Source organism: Ilumatobacter nonamiensis YM16-303 (assembly GCF_000350145.1).
Classification (GTDB): Bacteria; Actinomycetota; Acidimicrobiia; order Acidimicrobiales; family Ilumatobacteraceae; genus Ilumatobacter_A; species Ilumatobacter_A nonamiensis.
The window spans coordinates 26,306-41,630 of record NZ_BAOL01000173.1 but is presented as its reverse complement, the minus strand read 5'-3'; the positions used below and the strand labels follow the sequence as shown (position 1 = coordinate 41,630).

The window sequence follows — 15,325 nt, the reverse complement described above, 5'->3', positions numbered from 1 at the left end:
CAGTCCAGGCTCCGGCCGATTGCGGATCGCTGCCGTCAGTGGCTGGCGTCGGTGTCGTGGAGCAGACGCAGGGCGTGGGGCAGCACGTCGATGACCGCTTCCAGCTGCTCGACGCAACCCTTCGTGCTCCCCGGCGCGTTCACGATGATCGCGTTCCCACGAATGCCGGCGACACCGCGGGACAACCGTCCGAGCGGATTGCACAGCCGCATCGCCTCGGCGAGTCCGGGAGCTTCCCGCTCGATCACCGATCGGGTGCCCTCGGGCGTCTGATCGCGAGGAGCGAAGCCCGTTCCGCCGGTCGAGGCGATCAGCCCGGCGAACCCATTGGTCATCTCGGAGAGCGCCAGGGCCACGTTGTCGGCACCGTCGGCGGTCACCCGGCGCTCGACGACGTCGAACCCGTTGGCGGCCAGGAAATCGGCCAGCGCCCGACCACTCTTGTCCTCGCGCGTTCCGTGCACCACTCCGTCGGAGCACGTGAGCACCTTCGCTTCGAGCCGATGTTCGCGTTCGTCGCTCATGTCGTGCGACGGTAGCGAATCATCACCATGCCGTCGGTGTCGGCATCTTGTGGCAGCACTCTCCAGCCTTGACGGTGCCGCCGCCATCGACCAGCCGGTGGTTCGGCGTCGTCGACCTCGAACCCGTCGGGCGTCGGATGGTCGACCGATTCGGCGTCGAGCAGCGTGCACACGCTGTACACGAGACGGCCTCCGGGCCGGACCAGCGACGCGGCCGATGTGAGCAGCTGCGCCTGCAACCGTGCGAGCTCGCGGACGTCGTTCGGTTCGATTCGCCAACGGGCGTCGGCGCGGCGCCGGAGCGCTCCGAGGCCGGAACAGGGGGCGTCGAGCAACACGGCGTCGAACGTGGCGGGAGCGAACGGAGGCCGTGTCCCATCCGCGACAAGAACTGGCAACGACAGCTCCAGCCGTTGCACGTTGTCGTGGACGAGGGCAGCTCGGTGATCCTGACGGTCGGCGGCAATCACGGTGGCACCCGAGCCGGCCATCGCCGTGGCCTTGCCGCCCGGGGCCGAGCACACGTCGAGCACCCGCTCACCCGCTCGCGCTTCGACGGCGTACGCGACCCAGAGCGACGAGAAGTCCTGGACGTAGCCGTCGGGGCGCTCGGTGACGGTCGGCGCCTGGTTCATTCGCTCCATCGCCTCGCCCGCGCCGTCTCCGAGGTCCGCGGTGAGAGCGTCGGCGATCCACTCCGGATAGCTCAGACGCGCTGCCTCGGACGGCCAGACCATCTCGTCGATGTCCATCTCGGCGACGCGGCGGAGCACGGCGTTGACGAAGCCACGGGTCTTGGTCGGCGCTAGGTCGACCGTCGCGCTGACCGCTGCGTGCGCCGGGACCCCGGCGAACGCGAGCTGGTAGGTGCCGAGCCGGAGGATCGAGCGGGTCTGCTCGTCCGGTGGCTGACTGGCGTACCGATCGATGATCGCGTCACAGGCCCGCCGCATGCGAGTGGAGCCGTAGACCAGTTCGGTTGCGAACTTGCGATCCTGCTCGGACAGATCGGAGTCGGCCAGCATCGGCCCGAGAACGAGGTTGGCGTACGCCCCGTCGTTCTCGATGCGTCGCAGCACGTCGAGCGCGACGCCACGGGCCATCCGCCGTGCAGCAGAACGAGATGTCGGCTTCGGCGTCGTCGTGCCCGTGTCCGTCTTCGGACCGCCCTGGAGCGCGGCACGGCGTTCCTTGCGGTTCATCGGTCGCCGAACAGTTCATCGGGGAGCGGCTGCGCACCGTTGCGCCACGCGTCGAACGCCATCGGACCCTTGCCTTCGGGCTGCACCATGGTCGGGACGACCGTGCCGTCGACGAGGTCAGCAGCGAGGATCTTCAACCGCTTCTCGCGGAAGGTCGTCCACGCTCCGCCGACTCGGATCAGCCGGTGGTTCTCGACCGCAGGACGCTTCCAGTCGAGTTCGAACTCCGCCTTGTCGAGCTTCGACGCATAGGTCGTCTCGCCCGTTTGCGGGATGGCGTCGTCGATCCATGACGCGAGCGGCTGTGCGAGCACGTCGACGAGCAGCCGGCAGCCGACGTCGCTCAATGTCGCACGGAGTTCGTCGGCCGTCGTGTCGCCGCCGATCGGCACCCGCTCTTCTGCGTACAGGCCACCGGTGTCGAGTCCTTCCTCGAGCCGCATCACCCCGACGCCGGTCTCGTCGTCACCCGAGAGGATCGCCCGCTCGACGGGCGCCGCCCCACGCCAGCGCGGCAACAACGAGTAGTGCAGGTTGACCATGGGGACGGCATCGAGCAGGTGCGGCTTGATGATCCGCCCGTATGCCACCACCACGCCGAGTTCGGCTCCGTCGGCCACGGCGTCGAGGACGTCGTCGGGATCGTGGGAGACGGGCAGCCCGAGTTCGACGGCCGCAGCCTTCACCGGACTCGGCGAGAGGGCGCCACCGCGCCCACGCTTCTTGTCCACCCGGGTGACCACACGCACGATGTCGTGTCCGGCGTCGACGAGCGCCACCAGCGGGGCCACCGCCATCTCGGGGGTCCCGAGGAAGACGAGCTTCATGAAAGGCGCAGTCGACGCCGAATCCCACCGCGCGCGGCGGCCTCCGCTTCGGCTGCGGTCTGTTCTTCGATCCGGCGGTACTCGGCGAGCGCTTCCTTGCGCTGATCTCCTTCGAGCCGGTCGAACATCAGCACGCCGTTGAGGTGATCGATCTCGTGCTGGAACATGCGCGCCTCGAGTTCGTCGGCCTCGATTTCGATGACCTCGCCGTCGAGGCTGACGCCCCGGACCAGCACCTGCTTCGGGCGAACCATCTCGACATACAGACCGGGAATCGACAGGCAGCCCTCGTCGAACACCCATTCACCATCGCCTTCGATGATCTCGGGGTTGACGATCGCGAGCGGTTCGTCGCCGAGGTCCCAGACGACGACCTGCTTCTGGATACCGATCTGCGGCGCCGCCAGGGCAAGACCGTTGCCGGTCTCGACGAGCGTGTCGAACATGTCGTCCACCAGGCGGATGATCTTGCCGTTGACGTCGGTGACCTTCGCGGCCTGACTCTTGAGCACCGGATCGCCGTATGTCCTGATCTTGTACGACATTGGTGCCAGGCTACGGGAGATGACGCCCAAGCCCATGCCCCCTACCGGTCACACAGGTGGGTCCCAGTATTTCGAGGACCCGACGGTGCCATCGGACCCCGTCGTCGTCGACGTCACACTTCCCGACACCGCGTTCACGATGGAGACCGACACCGGAGTGTTCAGCCGCGGCCACGTCGACGCGGGAACGTCGCTGCTCCTGCGCTCCGAGGTACCGCTCGCCTCGAAGGGAAACCTCCTCGACCTCGGAGCCGGATCGGGAGCGATGGCGCTCACGATGGGCCGACGGTCCCCCGATGCGACCGTGTGGGCGGTCGACGTGAACACACGAGCACGGGAGTTGTGCCGACGCAACGCGGCCCGTAACCATCTCGACAACATTCGCGTCGCCGCGCCCGAGGACGTGCCCGACGAGATTCGTTTCTCGACCATCTGGTCGAACCCGCCGATCCGGATCGGCAAGCTCGCACTCCGCGAGCTCCTGCTGACCTGGCTCGGCCGCCTCGACGCCGAGGGAACGGCGACGCTCGTCGTCCAGAAGCATCTGGGCGCCGATTCGCTCCAGCGCTGGCTCACCTCCGAAGGTCACACCACCGAACGCGTCGCGTCGAAATCGGGCTTTCGCCTCCTCGCCGTCCGTCCCACCTCCGGCACGACTGCGTGAAGATGTTCAGGCGGTGAGGACTGCGGGGACCGCGGCGTCGGTGACGAAGGCGAGGCGTTGGACCGCTCGGGTCATGGCGACGTAGAGCAGACGTGCGCCGAGGGCGGAGTCGCCGAGGATGTCGTGGGGGTTCGCGACGACGACTCCGTCGAACTCGAGACCCTTCGCAGCGTGCGGTTCGAAGAGCGGAACCTCGGTCGGGCCCAGTTCGTGGACGTGGTCGACGGCACTCAGGTCGACCTCCGCCAGCGCCGTCGCAATCGCTTCGTGCAGTGCGAGCGGCGCGACGAGTCCGGTGAGTCGATGGAGCCGCTTCGTCTCCTGCACCGTCGTGGCGACCCGCCACGGAAGGTCGTCGGTCGCACCGTGATTCCACGTCGGTGGGACCCCACCCACACGCACGCTGCGACTCTCGGTCGCGTCCACCTCGGTGAGTGGGAGCAACCGGTTCGCCATGGTGAGGATCGCCTCGGGAACGCGGTAGCCGATCGTCAAGTCGGCGATCGTGCCGCTGGTGCCGGTCGGCGACAGGTGCGCGAACACGTCCGCCCATCGCTCCTGACCCGCCGGTGCGGTCGATTGGGCGACGTCGCCGAGGAGCGTCATCGATCCGGCAGGGCTCCGGCGACCGATGACGCGCAGCGCGACATCGGAGTGGTCCTGCGCCTCGTCGACGACGACGTGGCCATAGGTGAACGGTGAGCCGTTGAGCAACGAGTTCGCTTCATCGACGAGCAGTTGGTCGCCGACCGTCCACGCACGACGCTTGCCGCGAGGGCCGGGCAGGAGCCCGTCCACCAGCTTGATCGGTTTCTGCGTCGGCCACGCCTTGTTGATCGCCGTCTTCAGCGGCCCCGCGTGCCGCCAACAGCTGTCATCGCCCGAGCGACGGGTGAGTTCGCGCCTCGCGATCGCCACGAGGCGTGTGCGCCGCTCGTTGATCGGCGTGGAACCGTTCTTCGCCGTGTCGATCCACTCGGCGAACTCCGCAGCGGGGATCACGTGCTTGCGGACGCCGATCGGAACGACGACGTCCTCACCGGGCGGACTGATCGCTCTCAACGCCGCCCGTTCGAGGTGCTCGAGCCGCTCCGATGATCCCTTCCAGCGCGCCGTTTCTGCATCGTCGGTCGTCGTGACATCCACCTTCGGGATGCAGAGTTCGTCGACCGTCGACTGGCGGACCGTGCGTTCGCCGAGCGACGGCAACACATTGCCGATGTAGTCGAGAAAGGCCCGGTTCGGTCCGACGACGAGCACACCGTCCCGGGCGAGCCGGCCGCGGTGCTCGAACAGCAGGTACGCGGCACGGTGCAACGCCACCGCCGTCTTACCGGTACCGGGTCCACCCTGGACGATCAACACCTGATCGATGTCCGAGCGGATCACGACGTCCTGTTCGCCCTGGATCGTCGCCACGATCTCGCGCATCTCACCGCTGCGCTCCGCTCCGATCTCGGCGAGCACCGGATCGGGGATCCCGGCGGCCGTTCCCCCGGCCTCCGGGTCGTCGAGATCCTCGTCGAGGTACGCGACGAGCTCTCCCTCGTCGAGCGTGAACCGACGACGGAAGGCCACGCCGAGCGGATCGACAGCGGTCGCACGGTAGAACGGCGCCGCGATCGGCGCGCGCCAGTCGACCACGACCGGGTCGTGTGACTCGTCCTCGATGTGGCGGCGACCGACGTACCACGAGCCGTCGTCATCGTCGATGCGGCCGAAGAAGTCTCCCGCTCCGGGCCCCCGTAGATCCTCGAGCGCCTCCGCGACCGTGACCTCGATGTAGTCCTTGGTGATCTCGTCGGCGGCACCCTCCGGGTCGACCGCGTCGAGGCGCTCGATCATCCGGTCTCGCGACGCGCGCGCGAACGACAACTGCGCACGCTCGTCGGCGAGATCGGGGAAGAGGTCGGCGTTCACGGGACGTGCGAGGCTATCGACGCGACCGGGGCACCCCGCAGTGACGCGCGGCGATCAACCGCTGTCGACGACCGGCGGGCGGATCGCCGGAAAGTCCTCGCGGCGCCATTCGTTGTAGACCGCTCTGACCACACCTGCCGCGGGAATCGCGAGGACGGCGCCGACGAGGCCCGCGACCGCGACTCCGACCAGTGCCGCAGTGAGCGCGGCCAACGGCGTGATGTCGACCGCATGACCCACGATCGCCGGTTGGATCAGATTGTTCTCGACCAACTGGTAGCCGACGAAGAGCCCGAGGCAGACGACTCCGGCGAGCGGACTGACGAGGAACGCCAACACCAGCATCGGCACCCACCCGATGATCGCACCGATCTGTGGGACGAAGTTCCAGCTGAACGCCCAGATCCCGAGCACCGCGGGAGCGGGGACGCCGACCGCGAAGCCCATGCTCGCCACGATGAAACCGTTCAGTGCGGCCACGGTGGCCGAGCCGGCAACGTACCCCGACAGTGCCGAGTGGCCCGCCCGTGCCAGACGCTCGGTCTGACGGCGGAGCCGTGCGGGAACGCGACGATCGATCGCGACCACCAGTTTCGGGCCGTCGATCAGGCAGGCCATCGCCACGACGAGGATCCAGAATCCGCCGACGAGCCCTCCTCCGACCAGTGGTGCGACTCGTTCGCTCACGTTCGTGCTCGACATCAGATTGGGGACGTCACGCTCGAACTCGTCGATCCGTTCGCTGAGGTCGAGATCCGCGATGCGGTCGCCGATCAGCGGCAGGTCCTCGAACGATGCCTGGATGGCGGCCAGATCGGTGTCGAGCTTCGACGAGCCTCCCAACGACTCCGACGCCGAGAACGCGAGACCGGCCAGGGCTCCCACCACCAGCAACGCACCGAGCGCCACCGTCAGCGATCGCCGGATCCCCCACCGTCGCTCGAGCCACGACACCGGCCGATCGAGTCCGATCGCGATCAGGATGCCGACCACGGCCCAGATGATCGTCGGTCCGATGCGCGTGATCGACAGCTGCAGCGAGAACGCTGCGAGCACGATGCCCGTGATCCGCCAGAGGGTGCGGTTGGTCGGCTGGAGCAGCAGACGTCGGTCGTTCACGGGGGCATCGAGCGGGGCAAAGTCGGTGTCGGCCTCGTCGGACTCCGCGGTCCGGACGAACTCGGATGTGTGCGCCAACGGAGCGGTCACCCCACGCATCCCGGCGATGCGTTCCACCGTCCAGTCGTGACCGAGCGCACTCGCTGCGAACACCGCCAGGAACATGCCACACATCGCACCCGGGAGTCCCCCGGCGCTCAGTCCCGCTGCGAGCCCGAGCGCCACCAGCAGCAGACCCGGCGAGAAGCCGTGGCCGAGAACCCGAGCTCGCAGCAGCCCCACCGCGATGACACCTGCGACGGCGACAACGGCCACGGCGGCGACCTCTCGCGGTTCTCGATCCACGGCGGCGATCACCACCAACGGCAGCCAGCCCACCACCGGGCCGAGCAGCGGGACGATCGAGAGCAGTCCGGCGGCCACCCCGATCAGCAGCGCGGCGGGGAGCCCGAAGGCGAGCGCGACCGCGCTCGCTCCGAGCCCGCTGACGACGGCGACGAATCCGGCCCGTCGGGTGAACGATGCTCCACGCTCGACACCCTCTTGCCAGATCTCGCGAAGGACGCGACGCCGATCGCGATCATCGATCCATCCGAGGGCCATGGTGAGCAGCGCCCCGCCCTGGACCGAGAAGAACGCGCTGAACACCACGAGGAGGACCAGTTCCGACATCCGGGTCGCGATGCCGGTCGCGTCGTCATCGCCGACCACCGCTCCCACGCCCCATCCTGTGACGGTGTCGCCGATGCGTTCGTCGAGTCGGGTGCGCGTGAGAAACGTCGGTCCGCCATCCTCGTCGAGACGCTCCAACTGCACCGCGGTGTAGTCCTCGAGGGCCGTCGACTCCGCCCGGATCGACTGCACGACGAGAACCGTGGAGCCGGCGACCACCAGCAGCAGGATCACGTGGACGACGATCGTGGACGCAATTCCCCCGATCAGCTGCGCGCCGGCCCGGATCGCCGGTCCGATCACCGCGGCAACGACTGCGGCGGCGATGGCGATCCCGACGAGCTGCTGCGCGCGCGAGAGACCGGCGAGGAGCAGAAAGCTGACGACGAGGACACCCGCGAGTTTCAGCAGCGCGGTGACCGGGACGTCGACCTCGTAGACCGGTCGCTCGCTCGACAACGGATCCACTCCGTCCGATCCGTCGGTCATGGCCCGATCATTCCACGTCGAACCGGATCCGAACCGCTTCTCCGAGCGATGACGTGCGAGGCTGCGGACCATGATCGTCAGAGGAGCCGAGATCGACGTCGAACGCATCGGAACGGGTCTCGATCTGGTCTGGGGTCACGGGCTCACGCAGAGTCGCCTGCTGGAGGATCGGCGAACGCTCATCGACTGGACCGAGGTTCCGGCGCGGGTCGTCCGCTACGACGCCCGCGGCCACGGCGTGTCCGAGTCGACGACGAATCTCGACGGCTACCGCTGGGACGAGCTCGCCCGCGACCAACTCGAGCTGGCGACCGGGATGGACATCCACCGATACATCGCTGCGGGAGCATCGATGGGTGCCGCCACCGCGCTGCACGCAGCGGTGCTCGCCCCCGATCGAGTTCGCGGTCTGGTGCTCGTGATCCCGCCGACCGGTTGGGAAACCCGTGCGGAACAGGCGGGCACCTACGAGGTCGGGGCCGAGGTCATCGAGTCGCGCGGCATCGAGACGCTGATCGCCGCCGGCGCGAACGTCGCTCCACCCGATCCCTTCGTCGGCGATCTCGAGTACCGCGAGCAGCGCGCTGCCGGACTCCGAAGCTGGGATCCGGACCGGCTCGCGCGCGCGATGCGCGGTGCCGCCCGGGCCCAGCTCCCGTCCCGTGACGACATCGAGTCGATCGCGTGTCCCACGCTCGTTCTCGCCTGGACCGGCGACCCCGTCCATCCGGTCTCCACCGCCGACGAACTCGGCCGTCTGATCCCATCTGCCGACGTGCACATCGCCTCCAGCGCCGCCGAACTCTCGACGTGGACCCAGCTCGTCGCCGATTTCGTGTCGGCACGCTCGAGTCATCCCGCCTGACGCGCCGACGACAACCGGCGTTCAGACGCGTGGTGGGTCCACGGCGACCCGCACGCGGGACCCCGACGGACGAACCGTCTCGTTGATCGCCCGTCCGAGTGTCGTCCAGTCCTCGGCCCGCACGAGATACCGATCGACACCGGTCCGTCCGACCTGAATGGCCTCACGGTCGAGTTCCGCGACCACCTCGTCGCTGTAGGCACCGGTGATCGACGCAAGCGCGCCGAACGGCGGTAGGCCGAGCATTTCGCGACGCTCGCGCTCCTCGCCGAGCACGATCTCCGGGTCGGCTGCAACCGCGGCGCGGACGACTTCGTGGTCCGGGTTGAACGTCTGGATCATCACGGTGGGAGCGAGTCGACCGGCGCGCACGAGCAACGCCAGAGCCTGCTCGGACGCCCGGAAGCGAGGCGCCAACATCTCGGAATCGAACTCGAGAAACGCGACCACATCGACGGGCTCCACGCGGTACAGCGCCGCCTCGGTGCCGACGTAGACATCGGAGCGCGGCGGTGGGTCGGCGTCCTTGCCGGTCACGACGACGACCTCGCGGTTCGCAGCCGCCTCCAACTCCTCCCCGAGTCGGGTCACACCAGGGCGCAGGTTCGCGAACGTCCCGCCGCCACATTCCTGGCACACCGGCGGACGGTCGACACCGCATCGGGCGCAGGCGAGCCCACGGTCGTCCGCGAGACCGACGGCCGCGTCGCAGTTCTCACAGCGCACGAGCGCTCGGCACGTGCGGCACGCGAGCACCCGCGCCCGCCCGGTCGTGTTGCTGATGCAGAGCACCCGTTGCAGCGGGTCGCGGATCCGTTCGATCAGCTCCGAGGTGACGAGGGACTTCTTCCACGGCTCGTCGTCACTCCGATCGACCACCTCGACGTGCGGCCAGTGGGCGCGCTCACGCTCCGCCGGAGGATGGATCACACCGTCCGATCCTGCGAGTTCCTCGACGGCGACGAGTGTGGGAACCGGTGAGATGTACACCACCGGCACGCCGGCGCGAAAGCACCGTTCGGCGATCACATCCCGCGCGTGCCACGTCGGCGCCCGTTCCTCCTGGAGCGCCTCGTCATGTTCATCGACCACGACGGCCGCGGCCATGCCCGCACACGGCATCCACGCCGCCGACCGGGTGCCGACCACGACATCGACCCCGCCCGCAGCGGCCGCGAAGTCGTCGGGGACCAGGGCCACGGTGGCACCGGAGCGGCGCAGTCGCGAGACGAGCAGCGCCGCATCCGACGCCGTCGGCACGACCACGAGCGTCGGACCGACGGCGATCGCCGACAGGATCGACGGCAGGACATCGCTGCGCGGCGGCAACCGGAGTACCCCTCCACCCGATTCCAGGAGCTGGGTCGTCGCGGGCGACGACGGTGCCGGCGCCTGTGCCCGACGATGCGGGAGGGGAAGGGCTTTGACCGCTCGCTTCGGCGACGCGGCGACGAGGAACGGCCGGATCCGACGGGCGGCCCAGCGGACGTGCGCCCACTCTGCCAGTTCGATCAGTTCCTCCGACGGTCCGTGCCCCGTGACCTTGGCGATCGGTTTCAGCGCATCGGCGTCGATCTCGGAGTCGGCGACGATGTCCACGACCCATCCGCCGATACGTCGGCCGTGGAGTTCGACGCGCACGATCGTTCCCACGCCGACGTCGTCGACGAGGTCGTCCGGAATCGAATAGTCGAAGGACTTGTCGAGTCCGGTGACGTCGGGCAGCACCCGCGCCACCCGACGCGATTCAGAGGTTGTCCGACCGACCGCGACGGATTCGGCGGAGTCGGTCACACGAACCCGTGCGAGCGCGCTGCTCGGGCGGTCAGGCGCCGAGCGCTGCCTTGAGGTCGTCGAGCTTGCCGAGCTGCTCCCACGGGAACTCCTCGCGACCGAAGTGGCCGTACGCCGCGGACTGCTTGTAGATCGGACGCTTGAGGTCGAGGTCACGCACGATCGCACCGGGACGCAGGTCGAACGTGGCGCGCACCGCAGCCTCGATCTTCGTCGGGTCCTCCTTGGCCGTGCCGAACGTCTCGACGAGAATGCTCATGGGCTGTGCCATGCCGATCGCGTAGGCGAGCTGGATCTCGCAACGGTCGGCGGCGCCGGAAGCGACGACGTGCTTCGCGACCCAGCGGCCGGCGTAGGCGGCGGAGCGGTCGACCTTCGACGGGTCCTTGCCCGAGAAGGCGCCGCCACCGTGTCGGCCCATGCCGCCGTAGGTGTCGACGATGATCTTGCGCCCGGTGAGACCGCAATCGGCGTAGGGCCCGCCGAGCACGAACTTGCCGGTCGGGTTGATGTAGATCTCGTACTCGTCGTCGGCGAACTGCTCGGGGATGGTCGGACGGATCACCTGGTCGATCAGGTCCGGGCGGATCACCGAATCGCGATCGATGCCCTCCTGATGCTGCGTGGAGATCAGCACACCCTTGAGCGAGACCGGCTTGCCGTTCTCGTCGTACTCGAACGTGACCTGGGTCTTGGCGTCAGGGCGCAGGTACGGGATCTGACCCGACTTGCGCACGTCGGCGAGGCGCTCGGCGAGGCGGTGGGCGGTGTTGATCGGCAGCGGCATCAAGACGTCGGTGTCGTTGCAGGCGTACCCGAACATCATCCCCTGGTCGCCTGCACCCTGCAGGTTGAGCTGATCCTCGCCGGACGTGCCGCTGCGGACCTCTTCGGACGTGTCGACACCCTGTGCGATGTCCGGGCTCTGCGGATCGAGTGCGACCATGACGCCGCAGGTGTTGCCGTCGAACCCGTAGAGGGCGTTGTCGTAGCCGATTCCGTTGATCGTGTCTCGCGCGATCTTCGGGATCTCGACGTATGCCGACGTGCTGACCTCACCGGCCACGACGCAGAGACCGGTCGTGATCATCGTCTCGCATGCGACGCGGGCATCGGGATCCTCGGTGAGGATCGCGTCGAGGATCGAGTCCGAGATCTGGTCGGCCATCTTGTCGGGATGGCCCTCGGTGACGCTTTCGGACGTGAACGTGTAGTTGGCCATGGGTCAGTCTTTTCCTGTCTGAGTCGATGCTCGGATCTCGACGATCGTGTTGATGACGGCCCGGGCGACATCTCGCTTGGCGGCGAGGTCGATCTCGACAGGCTTCGCGTCGGGCCTCAACAGCGTAACGGCATTCGTGTCGTGAGCGAAGCCAACGCGATCGGCCCCGACGTCGTTGGCGACGATCAGGTCGAGATTCTTGCGGATGAGCTTGGACCGGGCGTTCGCCACCAGATCGTTCGTCTCGGCCGCGAAGCCGACCAGGACCTGCCCGGCCGGCTTGTTCGCTCCGAGACCGGCGAGGATGTCGGGAGTCGGTTCGAGCACGATCTCGGGGACACCGTCCTGCTTCTTGATCTTGCCGCTCGCCGCCGACGAGGGGCGGAAGTCGGCAACCGCGGCCGCCATGACGATCACATCGCTCGATGCGGACCGTTCCTCGATCGCCGCCTGCATCTCGGCGGCGGTCTCGACGGGAACCACCGTGACGCCGTGAGGAGTCGGGAGCGCGACGGTCGAGATCAGGGTCACCGTTGCCCCACGCGCCGCGGCTTCCTCGGCGACCGCGTAGCCCTGTTTGCCGGAGCTGCGATTGGCCACGACGCGCACGGCATCGATCGGTTCGCGCGTGCCACCGGCCGACACGACCACGGTGGCTCCGGCGAGGTCGTTCGGTCCCAGCACCCGCTCGGCGGCTGCAAGGATCGACGCGGGCGACGCGAGCCGACCGGCGCCGCTGTCGCCGCCTGCGAGTCGACCCGATTCCGGCTCGACCACATGGACGCCACGGGCGCGCAGCGTGTCGATGTTGTCGACGACGCTCGGGTGTTCCCACATCTCGGTGTGCATCGCCGGACACACGATCACCGGGGCGCGGGTCGCGATCAGCGTGTTCGTGAGCAGATCGTGGCTGTACCCCATCCGGTACGCGGCCAGGAGCTTCGCGGTTGCCGGGGCCACCACGATCAGGTCTGCGGTCTGACCGAACTTCGTGTGCGGGATCGGCGTCGTGGCGTTGTCCCAGAGCTCGGTCTGGACCGGCTCGGACGCGAGCGCGCTGAGTGTGGTCGAGCCGATGAACTGCTGCGCCGCATCGGTCATGATCGGCACCACATGGGCACCGGCATCGACGAGACGCCGCGAGACTTCGATCGCCTTGTACGCGGCGATCCCGCCGGTCACACCGAGAACGATGCGCTTGCCCGCGAGGGCGTTCACCGTGTGCTCAGTCGTCGCTCTCGGCGGCAGCCGCGTCGGCTGCGGCCTGGGCTTCGGCCTCGGGGTCGATCTCGAGTTCCGGCTCGGGCTCAGGGGCCTCGGTCCAGACGATCTTCTTCTCGGAGATCTCCTGGAAGCCGATCGACAGCGGCTTGCGCGCCGTGGACGACACCTGCGGGGGAATCATGCCTCCGAGGCCGTCACCCAGCTGGTTGAAGTACGAGTTGATGTTGCGGGCCCGCCGGGCCGCGAGCGTGACCAGCGTGAACTTCGAATCGACCTTGTCGAGAAGGCTCTCGATGGGCGGGTTGATCATCGTGTCGTGGTCCAGCGCCATAGTTCACGGAGTGTACCGCCATCGCCGCCGTCCCCGACGGTCTCGACCGCCTCAACCCTGGCGGGCGTCGTCGATGATCGCGAGCATCTCGTCGATCGTCGATTCCAGATCGTCGTTGACCACGAGGTGGTCGGCGAGCTCGCGGCCGATCGGTTCTTCCTCCTCGGCCTTCTTCAGCCGTGCGAGCACCTTGTGATCGAGATCGCCACGGCCGCGCAACCGACGTTCCTGCTCGGCTCGGGACGGCGGAAGCACGAAGATCAGCATCGTGTCCGGAGCGATCCGCTTGACCTGTTGGGCGCCGTCGACCTCGATCTCGAGCACGAGGTCACGGTCGTCGCCCGCTTCGGGTGTCGGCGTGCCGTAGTAGTTGCCGAGGAACTCGGTCCATTCGAGGAATCGACCATCGGAGATCCGCTGTTCGAACTCCTCCGGGGTCGTGAACACATAGGCGTCCTCGGATTCGGACGGGCGACGGTCACGCGTCGTCCAGGAGCGACTCAACCACAGGCGCGGGTCGCGGCGAACCAGGGCATCGACAATCGTGCCCTTTCCGACCCCTCCGGGTCCGGAAACGACGATGATCATGCGATCAGAGCGGATCGCGGCGCTTGAGATCCCGGTCGCTTCAATGCAGCTCGTCGAGCAACGACTTGCGCTGTTGAGCGCCGAGGCCCTGCACGCGACGGTTGTCAGCGATGCCGATCTCTTCCATCAGCTTGCGGGCCTTGACCTTGCCCACGCCGGGAAGCGATTCCAGCATGGACACGACCTTCAGCTTGCCAACGTTGTTGTCATCGGACTCGAGCGCCTCGGCGAGCGACATCGAACCCATCTTCAGGCGGGCCTTGATCTCTGCTCGGGCGGTCCGAGCCTCTGCCGCCTTCTGCAGCGCAGCCGCCCGCTGCTCCGGGGTCAACTGTGGTGGTGTTGCCATGGATTCACGTTAGTGCAGTCACGTCGCAGACGCGTGCGATCCCGCGCTCTGCAGCCCAGTTCCCCAACTCGCGCTGGACATCGGCGGGAGCGTGCGGATCGGCGAAGGTGGCGGTTCCGACCTGGACCGCGCTGGCCCCGGCGAGCAGCATCTCGACCGCGTCCCACCCGGACGCCACTCCCCCGACCCCGATGATTGGCAGACCCGGAAGCGCCGCGTGGACGTCGTGCACGGCTCGAACCGCCACCGGATGGATCGCCCGACCCGACAGTCCTCCGCCACCGGCACCGAGAACGGGCCGCAACGTCTCGGGCTCGTAGGCCAACCCGAGCAAGGTGTTGATGCACGTGACCGCCTCGGCGCCCGCTCCGTGAACGGCTCCGGCGACGTCGATGATCCGATCGGTGTTCGCGCTGAGCTTCGCCCATCGGGGCCGACCGCACGCTTCGGTCGCTGCGATGACCTCGGCCGAGAGTTCGACATCGTGGGCGAAGATCGATCCGCGCCCTTCGAGGTTCGGACACGACAGGTTGACCTCGACGGCGACCACGCCGGCGGGAGCGACGGCGAGCATCTCGGCGGCCCGCCGATACTCCTCCACCGATCGCCCCCAGATCGATGCGACCACCGTTGCGCCGGTCGCCAGCAGCGTGGGCAACACGTTGGCCAGCCAGTACTCGACGCCAGGACCCTGCAGGCCGACGGCGTTCATCATCCCCTGCGCGGTCGGGTGCACACGCGGGGCGGGGTTCCCGGCCCATTCGTACGGGGCGAGCGACTTCGTCACCACCGCGCCCAGTTGCGACAGGTCCATGAACGGCGCGAGTTCGTCGCCGTAGCCCGCCGTTCCCGACGCCGTCATCACGGGCCCCGGCAAGGTCACCGACCCGACCACGGTCTCCATCAGCACCCCGACCACCCGGCGTGCGGTGAGATGTGAGACCAACAGGTCGTCCGCGTTCTCACCGACGACGCGGCAGATCCCGTGCG

At 68.1% G+C, this 15,325-nt stretch carries 15 protein-coding genes; 2 read left to right on the top strand and 13 right to left on the bottom strand.

Features of this window, described 5'->3' with window-relative positions:
• Positions 1–35: 35 nt before the first annotated feature.
• Genes ON45_RS15430 through def form a run of 4 tightly spaced genes read right to left on the bottom strand, consistent with a single transcriptional unit; the run spans position 36 to position 3,098 of the window.
• Complete coding sequence (locus ON45_RS15430; protein WP_040494891.1) at positions 36–524, bottom strand: MogA/MoaB family molybdenum cofactor biosynthesis protein; 489 nt, start codon at positions 522–524, stop codon at positions 36–38.
• Entirely contained in the window at positions 521–1,726 is a 1,206-nt protein-coding gene (locus ON45_RS15425; protein WP_051063158.1) for a transcription antitermination factor NusB, read from the bottom strand. Before ON45_RS15425 ends, ON45_RS15430 begins: the two co-directional genes overlap by 4 nt.
• Positions 1,723–2,553 carry a methionyl-tRNA formyltransferase gene (locus ON45_RS15420; protein WP_051063157.1) on the bottom strand — a complete coding sequence of 277 codons (831 nt, stop codon included), beginning with the start codon at positions 2,551–2,553 and terminating at the stop codon, positions 1,723–1,725. Before ON45_RS15420 ends, ON45_RS15425 begins: the two co-directional genes overlap by 4 nt.
• Entirely contained in the window at positions 2,550–3,098 is a 549-nt protein-coding gene (gene def, locus ON45_RS15415) for a peptide deformylase (RefSeq protein ID WP_040494890.1), read from the bottom strand. The genes ON45_RS15420 and def overlap by 4 nt, the downstream gene beginning before the upstream one ends.
• An 85-nt stretch (positions 3,099–3,183) precedes the next feature.
• On the opposite strand from def, the gene ON45_RS15410 reads away from it, so the two are divergent.
• Complete coding sequence (locus ON45_RS15410) at positions 3,184–3,762, top strand: class I SAM-dependent methyltransferase (protein WP_241432222.1); 579 nt, start codon at positions 3,184–3,186, stop codon at positions 3,760–3,762.
• Between the two features lie 6 nt (positions 3,763–3,768).
• Here ON45_RS15410 and ON45_RS15405 read toward each other — a convergent pair whose 3' ends face one another.
• Positions 3,769–5,682 (bottom strand): HelD family protein, encoded by a 1,914-nt coding sequence (locus ON45_RS15405; RefSeq protein WP_040494889.1) that lies wholly within the window; start codon positions 5,680–5,682, stop codon positions 3,769–3,771.
• Between the two features lie 54 nt (positions 5,683–5,736).
• A complete protein-coding gene (locus tag ON45_RS15400) occupies positions 5,737–7,962 on the bottom strand; it encodes an AI-2E family transporter (RefSeq protein WP_158412443.1) in 2,226 nt (741 codons plus the stop codon).
• A gap of 70 nt (positions 7,963–8,032) precedes the next feature.
• On the opposite strand from ON45_RS15400, the gene ON45_RS15395 reads away from it, so the two are divergent.
• A complete protein-coding gene (locus ON45_RS15395) occupies positions 8,033–8,827 on the top strand; it encodes an alpha/beta fold hydrolase (protein WP_051063156.1) in 795 nt (264 codons plus the stop codon).
• Positions 8,828–8,848: 21 nt separating this feature from the next.
• Here ON45_RS15395 and ON45_RS15390 read toward each other — a convergent pair whose 3' ends face one another.
• The 7 genes from ON45_RS15390 to ON45_RS15360 all read right to left on the bottom strand — a co-directional run bounded on the left by ON45_RS15390 (position 8,849) and on the right by ON45_RS15360 (position 15,281).
• Positions 8,849–10,555 carry a primosomal protein N' family DNA-binding protein gene (locus tag ON45_RS15390; RefSeq protein ID WP_148288717.1) on the bottom strand — a complete coding sequence of 569 codons (1,707 nt, stop codon included), beginning with the start codon at positions 10,553–10,555 and terminating at the stop codon, positions 8,849–8,851.
• 97 nt (positions 10,556–10,652) lie between these two features.
• Positions 10,653–11,843 (bottom strand): methionine adenosyltransferase, encoded by a 1,191-nt coding sequence (gene metK, locus ON45_RS15385; protein ID WP_040494886.1) that lies wholly within the window; start codon positions 11,841–11,843, stop codon positions 10,653–10,655.
• 3 nt (positions 11,844–11,846) lie between these two features.
• On the bottom strand, positions 11,847–13,061 hold the full coding sequence (coaBC, locus tag ON45_RS15380) for a bifunctional phosphopantothenoylcysteine decarboxylase/phosphopantothenate--cysteine ligase CoaBC (protein WP_040494885.1): 1,215 nt from the start codon (positions 13,059–13,061) through the stop codon (positions 11,847–11,849).
• 7 nt (positions 13,062–13,068) lie between these two features.
• A complete protein-coding gene (gene rpoZ, locus ON45_RS15375; protein ID WP_051063155.1) occupies positions 13,069–13,398 on the bottom strand; it encodes a DNA-directed RNA polymerase subunit omega in 330 nt (109 codons plus the stop codon).
• A gap of 51 nt (positions 13,399–13,449) precedes the next feature.
• Entirely contained in the window at positions 13,450–13,986 is a 537-nt protein-coding gene (gene gmk / locus ON45_RS15370) for a guanylate kinase (protein ID WP_051063154.1), read from the bottom strand.
• A 40-nt stretch (positions 13,987–14,026) separates the two neighbouring features.
• Positions 14,027–14,335 carry an integration host factor, actinobacterial type gene (gene mihF, locus ON45_RS15365; RefSeq protein WP_040494883.1) on the bottom strand — a complete coding sequence of 103 codons (309 nt, stop codon included), beginning with the start codon at positions 14,333–14,335 and terminating at the stop codon, positions 14,027–14,029.
• Between the two features lie 4 nt (positions 14,336–14,339).
• Positions 14,340–15,281 carry a dihydroorotate dehydrogenase gene (locus tag ON45_RS15360; RefSeq protein WP_241432221.1) on the bottom strand — a complete coding sequence of 314 codons (942 nt, stop codon included), beginning with the start codon at positions 15,279–15,281 and terminating at the stop codon, positions 14,340–14,342.
• Positions 15,282–15,325: the final 44 nt, after the last annotated feature.

Coding starts and splice junctions, on each gene's coding strand:
- mihF (WP_040494883.1), bottom strand. CDS start 14,335: ATGGCAACACCACCACAGTTGACCCCGGAGCAGCGGGCGGCTGCGCTG.
- def (WP_040494890.1), bottom strand. CDS start 3,098: ATGTCGTACAAGATCAGGACATACGGCGATCCGGTGCTCAAGAGTCAG.
- ON45_RS15420 (WP_051063157.1), bottom strand. CDS start 2,553: ATGAAGCTCGTCTTCCTCGGGACCCCCGAGATGGCGGTGGCCCCGCTG.
- ON45_RS15425 (WP_051063158.1), bottom strand. CDS start 1,726: ATGAACCGCAAGGAACGCCGTGCCGCGCTCCAGGGCGGTCCGAAGACG.
- gmk (WP_051063154.1), bottom strand. CDS start 13,986: ATGATCATCGTCGTTTCCGGACCCGGAGGGGTCGGAAAGGGCACGATT.
- rpoZ (WP_051063155.1), bottom strand. CDS start 13,398: ATGGCGCTGGACCACGACACGATGATCAACCCGCCCATCGAGAGCCTT.
- metK (WP_040494886.1), bottom strand. CDS start 11,843: ATGGCCAACTACACGTTCACGTCCGAAAGCGTCACCGAGGGCCATCCC.
- ON45_RS15430 (WP_040494891.1), bottom strand. CDS start 524: ATGAGCGACGAACGCGAACATCGGCTCGAAGCGAAGGTGCTCACGTGC.
- ON45_RS15395 (WP_051063156.1), top strand. CDS start 8,033: ATGATCGTCAGAGGAGCCGAGATCGACGTCGAACGCATCGGAACGGGT.
- ON45_RS15400 (WP_158412443.1), bottom strand. CDS start 7,962: ATGACCGACGGATCGGACGGAGTGGATCCGTTGTCGAGCGAGCGACCG.